Annotated in this window: 6 protein-coding genes; all 6 read right to left on the reverse strand. The window is 64.5% G+C overall.

Going from position 1 to position 5893, the window contains the following annotated elements; translation table 11 throughout:
- Positions 1 to 25 precede the first annotated feature (25 nt).
- The 6 genes from VDQ18_RS22400 to VDQ18_RS23605 all read right to left on the reverse strand — a co-directional run bounded on the left by VDQ18_RS22400 (position 26) and on the right by VDQ18_RS23605 (position 5718).
- Entirely contained in the window at positions 26 to 745 is a 720-nt protein-coding gene (locus VDQ18_RS22400) for a hypothetical protein (RefSeq protein WP_323023080.1), read from the reverse strand.
- An 81-nt stretch (positions 746 to 826) separates the two neighbouring features.
- Positions 827 to 1573 carry a hypothetical protein gene (locus VDQ18_RS22405; RefSeq protein ID WP_323022852.1) on the reverse strand — a complete coding sequence of 249 codons (747 nt, stop codon included), beginning with the start codon at positions 1571 to 1573 and terminating at the stop codon, positions 827 to 829.
- Positions 1574 to 1584: 11 nt separating this feature from the next.
- Complete coding sequence (locus VDQ18_RS22410; RefSeq protein WP_323022851.1) at positions 1585 to 2325, reverse strand: hypothetical protein; 741 nt, start codon at positions 2323 to 2325, stop codon at positions 1585 to 1587.
- A gap of 71 nt (positions 2326 to 2396) precedes the next feature.
- Positions 2397 to 3449, reverse strand: coding sequence for a magnesium/cobalt transporter CorA (gene corA / locus VDQ18_RS22415; protein WP_323022850.1), 1053 nt, complete (start codon positions 3447 to 3449; stop codon positions 2397 to 2399).
- 10 nt (positions 3450 to 3459) lie between these two features.
- Positions 3460 to 4332, reverse strand: coding sequence for a DMT family transporter (locus VDQ18_RS22420; protein ID WP_323022849.1), 873 nt, complete (start codon positions 4330 to 4332; stop codon positions 3460 to 3462).
- A 342-nt stretch (positions 4333 to 4674) separates the two neighbouring features.
- Entirely contained in the window at positions 4675 to 5718 is a 1044-nt protein-coding gene (locus VDQ18_RS23605; protein WP_416235142.1) for a M12 family metallopeptidase, read from the reverse strand.
- Between the last annotated feature and the right edge of the window lie 175 nt (positions 5719 to 5893).

Here is a 5893-nt window from a genome sequence, read left to right on the forward strand (position 1 = left end):
CGATGCCGCGCGGGCTGTTGAAGGGTCAGTAAAGCCCCGTCACCGTCGCCAGATCGGCGCGAACACGGTCGGCGCCGGGGAAATCCGCATCGCGGGCGACGGTCAGATATTCGGTGAAGGTCCGGCAAAGGGCGGGATCCCGCGGGTCCATCGCCGCGATCCGGTCGAACCAGGCATCGTCCGCCCCCTGATCGGCCAGCACCTGACTGATCGCGTCGTAGTCGGCGTCGCTGACCACAGCCCGGTGCGGAACGGCATCGCGGTTGGCATCGGCAATGGCGAGGCGCTGGCGATAGGCATCTTCCAGCACGCCCTCGGTCAGCAGGAAATGCCCCTGCCCCAGCGCGCCCGGCCCCTCCGCCACCACCCGGGCGCAGAGCATCGGCTGGCGAGCCAGCCCTTGCAGCACGCGGATCTGCGTATCCAGCAGCGCCACCAGGTCAGCATCGGGCGCCTGCGCCACCATGCCCAGGATCGGCGCCATGATCTCGGCGTTGAGAGTGCTCAGCCGCTCGAACCCGGCGGGCGAGAACCCGTCGGGCTCGGAAACGACCTCCCGCAACCTGTCCACCATGTGCTGCGCCTCGTCCGGGAAATAGGCCATGAGCCCCGGCATCGCACTGCGCGCCGGTTCCGACGCCAGCACCATCGCGACCCGCTCGGCAATCTCGGCGGGTGCGAGTTCGGCCTGAGCCGGGATCGCACTGGCGATCAGCAGGGCGGTGAGAGGGGCGTTCAGGCGCATGGCGGGCCTCCGGGGTTCTGGGTGACGACATGCCTTGTCTAGCGCGAAGCCGCGGACCCCGCTGTTCCGTCGGGAACCCGCTCAGCCATTGGCCAGCGCCACCACCCAGGCCCGGCGCAAGCGGTCGGCGCCTTCGAACTCGCCATGTCGCACCGCCTTCAGGATGGTGAGGAAGGCCACACCCAGCCGCGGGTCCTCCGGGTCCAGCCGATCCAGCACCGCAAAGGCGTCGTCCATGCCCCAGACCCGGGCCAGCGCCGCCTGCAAACGCTCGTAATCGCCGACCACCGGCATCGCCGCCCCCACGGGCGCCCCGCGATACTGCGCCATGGCGCGATAGACCCGGGTCCTGATCCGCTCGCTTTCGGCGAGGATACCGTCGGGCTCCGAGCCCGACAGCGCCTTGATCCCCCGCACCACGAAACGCGAGGCCAGAAGCGGCTCGCCCTCGAACCGGCGGTAGAGGGCGATCTGGTCATCCAGCAGGGCGTCGATCTCGGCCCCGGGGATCGACAGCACCGCCGTGCCCAGACCGCGCCGCACCGCGGCCGCCGCATTGGCGATAGCGACCTGCCGTTGCCAGACGCTGCCCGGCCCGCGGGCGATCCGGATCATCTTGCGGCGAAGCGCCCGGGCATCGGCCGGAAAATGCGCCGCCATTGCCGCAAAAAGGCTGCGCCCCGGCTCCAAGGCCAGAGCCTGGTCCACAAGGCGACTGGCGGCGCGGCGCCGGGCCAGCACCTGCCGGCCAAGGCCCCAGCCGCCCCAGAGTCCGCCCAGCGCGGCACCGGCCAGCGTGGCGGCGACGGCGGTTTCCATGCCGATCATCGCCCGCCCCCTCAGCCGCCAAACAGCGACACGACGATCTCCAGCCGCATCCGGTCGGCGCCGTCGCTTCCGGCGTCGCGCAGGCTGGTCAGAAGCCGGCGATAGGCGCCGCAGAGCTGCGGATCGGCGGGATCGCGCGTCTCGACCGCGTCCAGATCGGCATCGGTCCCGCCATCGGCCAGAAAGACCGGGGCGAAGGCGTCGAAATCCTCTTCCTCTACGTACCGCCGGTCAACGGCGAAGCGGTAGCGGTCCATGGTGGCGTAAAGCCGCTCGGCCGCCTCGGCCAGTTGCACGGGATCGAGGCGCGGATCGCTGGGCTGCACCGAGGTCAGCCCCCGCGCGGCGATCGTCGAACAGGCGGCAATGTCGCTGTCGAAGGGCGCGATGGAGGTCAGCCAATCGTCCAGGATCGCCACGATCTCGGCATCCGTGGCGGCACGCAGCCCCTCGGCCATCCGGCCGTGGATCTCGCCCGCCTCGCGCGCCAGAACCTGCTGCGCCGCGTCGTTCAGCGTCCCGGCGCGGTAGGCTTCCAGCATCAGGCCCCGCAGCTGCACCGCCTCCATCGGGAAATGCCGCCGCATCGCCTGATAGGTGCTCGCGACCGGCTCCTGCGCCAGGATCGCATCGACCCGCTCGGCGGCGGTGGGGGTCGTGGCGGCCAGCACCCCGATCACCACGCCCTTGGCAAGGACGAAGGCACCGGCGGCAAGGCCCCAGGTGAGCATGGATTTCAACGTGCGGTTCATGGCGGGGCTCCTGTCTCTGGCTTGCCCCCTTGTTCCATGCCCCCGCCGGGTGCGCTGTTCCCCGGGGAACCCTAGCGTTTCGGCCCCAGCCAGCCCTTGCGCCGAAACCACCAGGCCAGCACACCCGCGATCACCGCCATGAAGGCCATCACGGCGGGATACCCCCAGCGCCAGTGCAGTTCCGGCATGTCGTCGAAATTCATCCCGTAGACCCCGACGATGAAGGTCAGCGGGATGAAGATCGTGGCGATCAGGGTCAGGACCTGCATCACCTCGTTGATCTTGTTGGACTGGCTGGAGAGCAGGATATCGACCAGCCCCGTGGCGATCTCGCGGTAGGTCTGCAGCGTCTCAATGATCTGGACCGCGTGGTCCTGGCAATCTCTGAGGTAAAGCCGCGTCGTCTCGGTGAAGCGCGGCGTTTCCTCCCGGGTCAGGGCCGAGACCAGATCGCGCAGGGGCCAGACCGCGCTGCGCACGGTCATCAGGTCGCGCTTGATGGCGTGGATATCGCCCATCTCGGTGGCGCTGGCCTTGAAGACCACCTCATCCTCCAGCGTTTCCAACTGCTCGCCCAGAACCTCCAGCACCGGGAAGAAGGCGTCGATCACCGCATCCAGCAGCGCGTAGCACAGGTAATCGGCGCCGCGCTTGCGCATCTGGCCCTGCGGGTTCCTCAGCCGCACCCGCACCGGGTCGAAGACATCGCCCGAGCGTTCCTGGAAGGTGATGACGAAACCGTCGCCCAGGAAAATCGTCACCTGCTCGGTCGCGACCAGCCCCGCCCGGCGGTCCGGCATCCGCAGCGCGATGAACTGATGCGCCTCGTATTCCTCGGCCTTGGGACGCTGGTGGCCGTTGACCACATCCTCCAGCGCCAGCGGATGCAGGCCGAAGATCTCGCCGATCCGCTGCAAGAGCGCGGTATCGGCCAGCCCGTCGACGTTCAGCCACAGCACCGTGCCGGGTTTGCAGGTCAGGATCTGGTCGCTCTCCTCCACCCCCTCGGGCGAATAGCGGAAGGTGTGGATCGTCGACGGATGGGCGCCGGGGTCGGCGGTCAGCGTGCCGGGGGCGGTGCCGGGCGGCGAGCGGCGGCGGCGGATGTAGCGGGGCGGTTTCATGGCCGGAAAGCTAGCGCGCGGCCGGGGCCTTGGAAAGCTGCACCGCCAGGATCCCGGCCATGATGATCGCCACGCCGATCACGTCGGTCAGGTTCAGCGTCTCGCCCAGCAACGCCGCGGCGATGGCCACGCCGAAGAACGGGTTGAGGAAGTGGAAGGTCGCGCCCCGGATCGCGCCGATCCGCTGCACCAGCTTGAACCAGACCCAGGTCGCGGCGACGCCGGGAATGAGCGTGGTATAGAGAAAGGCGAGGACCAGCCGCGGGGTCCAGGTGACGGTGAGCGTCTCGAAAGCCAGCGCCGGGCCGATCAGCGCGGCGGCGCCGACCAGCATCTGCAGGCCCACCACCATCATCACGTTCCCGCCCGAGGACGCGCCCCTCAAGGCCAGCGTCGCCACGGTCAGCGCCATGGCGGCGATCACGCAGAGGATGACGCCGACGGGGTCGAGCCCGCCGCCGAACCGCGCGCCCATGATCAGGATCACGCCGCCGAACCCGGCGACGAGGCCCGCCACGGCCACGGGTTTCAGCCGGTCGCCCATGAACAGGAACCCGGCGGCGGCGACCATCAGCGGCAGGGTGGAGGCGATGATGGCGGCGGCCGAGGCCTCGACCCATTGCATGGCGATGAAGTTGAGCCCCAGATAGGCCGCGTTCTGGCAGAGGCCGAAGATGATCGTGGCCCGCCACTGGGCGCGGGTCAGGCGCCAGGTCTCGCCCATCAGCCGGGCGAGGATGATGGCGAAGAGGCCGGAGATCAGGAACCGGGCCGAGAGGGCGAAGAGCGGCGGCGCGTCCTGGACGATCATGCGGGCCGAGGTGAAGGCCGAGGACCACATGAAGGCGAAGGCGAGGCCCATGAGGAGGGCTTTGAAATCCACGATGTCCTCCCCGGGCCGGACGGGGCCCCCTCGGCAGGGATAACGGGGAAATCCTCAGAGGGGAAGAGGTGTCCCACGCGTGGGACAGGGGGTGGGGTGTGGGATTACAACGGGTTAGAGGGGGGCGTTAAGGTTTTGGCAGGAATGTCCCATGGGGTGGGGGAACTCGTGGTGCACCGTGGGTGAGGTGTTGGTTTGTACGCAATGACTATGCGCCCTACATTGGTTTCGACGTAGGTCGAGGTCTTACTCCGACATAGGTGCTTGGCGCTCAGGTGTGCCGGGAGCCATGCTCGCGGACAATACGCGCACAATGTCTTTGTAAAAAGACACTCCTACCTCTTACTGGCACTGTGTATTCGGTGGTGGATTGAAGATATACTCGGTATGGACATAGGTGACAAGTTGCACCGTGGTACCGAACTCCGCTACTGTAGCTGGTTGCGGATTTTGGCTAGATAGCATTGTCGTATAGCAAACCGACTCACAGTTCGTAATTCGTCTGCATTCATCTCTATGTTGCCCCGACACTATTCTCGTTCGCAATCCGAATCGAGAGTATGCCCAGTCACTATCTCTAATACCGCGGCCTCCGTACTCTGACAGATCTGGAACCGGGACAAATAGCCTATCATTCGGGTCTCGCCCATACTCTGCTGCCATGCCCATCGCATCTGCCATTGTGATTTCGGTTCGTTGACCGGGAACACAAGGGATGGAAGGGCTTCTGAGTATTTCAATTGTGGGCTCGCCATTCTTAGAAAAGTCACGCAGACCGTAGTGCATTATTGAACAGTAATCGTAGAATCCAAAAACACGAGCGTTAGGAACAAGCTGGAAATTATGCTCAGCGCCGGCTCGAATATTCTGAAATAGCACGCGAACGTAGAGGTTCCTTTCTGGCGAGTTCTGTTGATGATGGAAGCCTAGTGCGTGGGCGAGCTCGTGAGCGATTATGCCCCTATGGTTTCGGTTGAATAGCCTCAGTGTTTGCCGACCACCGACTCGCCCAACAACTGATGAGTTCCCATTGTCTGAGACTACATAAATGTAGTCCGCTTCTGTCGTCCTTCTCACGCAACGAACTCTAGATACATTTGACCACCACGAGCAAGCGTCGAAAAATACTTGCCTAAGCGCGTCAGGATAGTTTGACTCGAACGAAATCGGTATAACTCCATTCGGCCAAGAGTTTACAGGCAATGGTCGGACAGACCTCTCGCCAACCCTTTCGTAGGGAAGGTACATGTCGTCTATAACCTGATAAAGCTGGCCGTCTTCCTCTATGATCCCACGATCAATGAGCTCTATCTGTTCATCTTGAGCTATCGCTTCTAGCGAAAGAGAAAAATAGAGCACTGCGAGGAGTGCGATTCTAAAGATCATGGCGAACACGGAATCAACCTTTGCTCTGACAATCTACCTTCAAGGGTCTCACCCAGAAATCTTTCTGTCCAGCACTACTTTAACTTGAAATCACGACGTGAACTTCAGTGGTGCCCCCCCTCACCCCTCCTTCTGAAACCATTTCTCCACATACTCCAGGATATCATCCACGATC

It is taken from the genome of Pararhodobacter sp. (assembly GCF_034676075.1).
In the GTDB taxonomy this organism is placed as follows: domain Bacteria; phylum Pseudomonadota; class Alphaproteobacteria; order Rhodobacterales; family Rhodobacteraceae; genus Pararhodobacter.

Bases quoted from the DNA above. Each gene is read 5' to 3' on its own strand.
- VDQ18_RS22400 (WP_323023080.1), bottom strand. From the start codon at position 745: ATGCGCCTGAACGCCCCTCTCACCGCCCTGCTGATCGCCAGTGCGATC.
- VDQ18_RS23605 (WP_416235142.1), bottom strand. From the start codon at position 5,718: ATGATCTTTAGAATCGCACTCCTCGCAGTGCTCTATTTTTCTCTTTCG.
- VDQ18_RS22410 (WP_323022851.1), bottom strand. From the start codon at position 2,325: ATGAACCGCACGTTGAAATCCATGCTCACCTGGGGCCTTGCCGCCGGT.
- corA (WP_323022850.1), bottom strand. From the start codon at position 3,449: ATGAAACCGCCCCGCTACATCCGCCGCCGCCGCTCGCCGCCCGGCACC.
- VDQ18_RS22405 (WP_323022852.1), bottom strand. From the start codon at position 1,573: ATGATCGGCATGGAAACCGCCGTCGCCGCCACGCTGGCCGGTGCCGCG.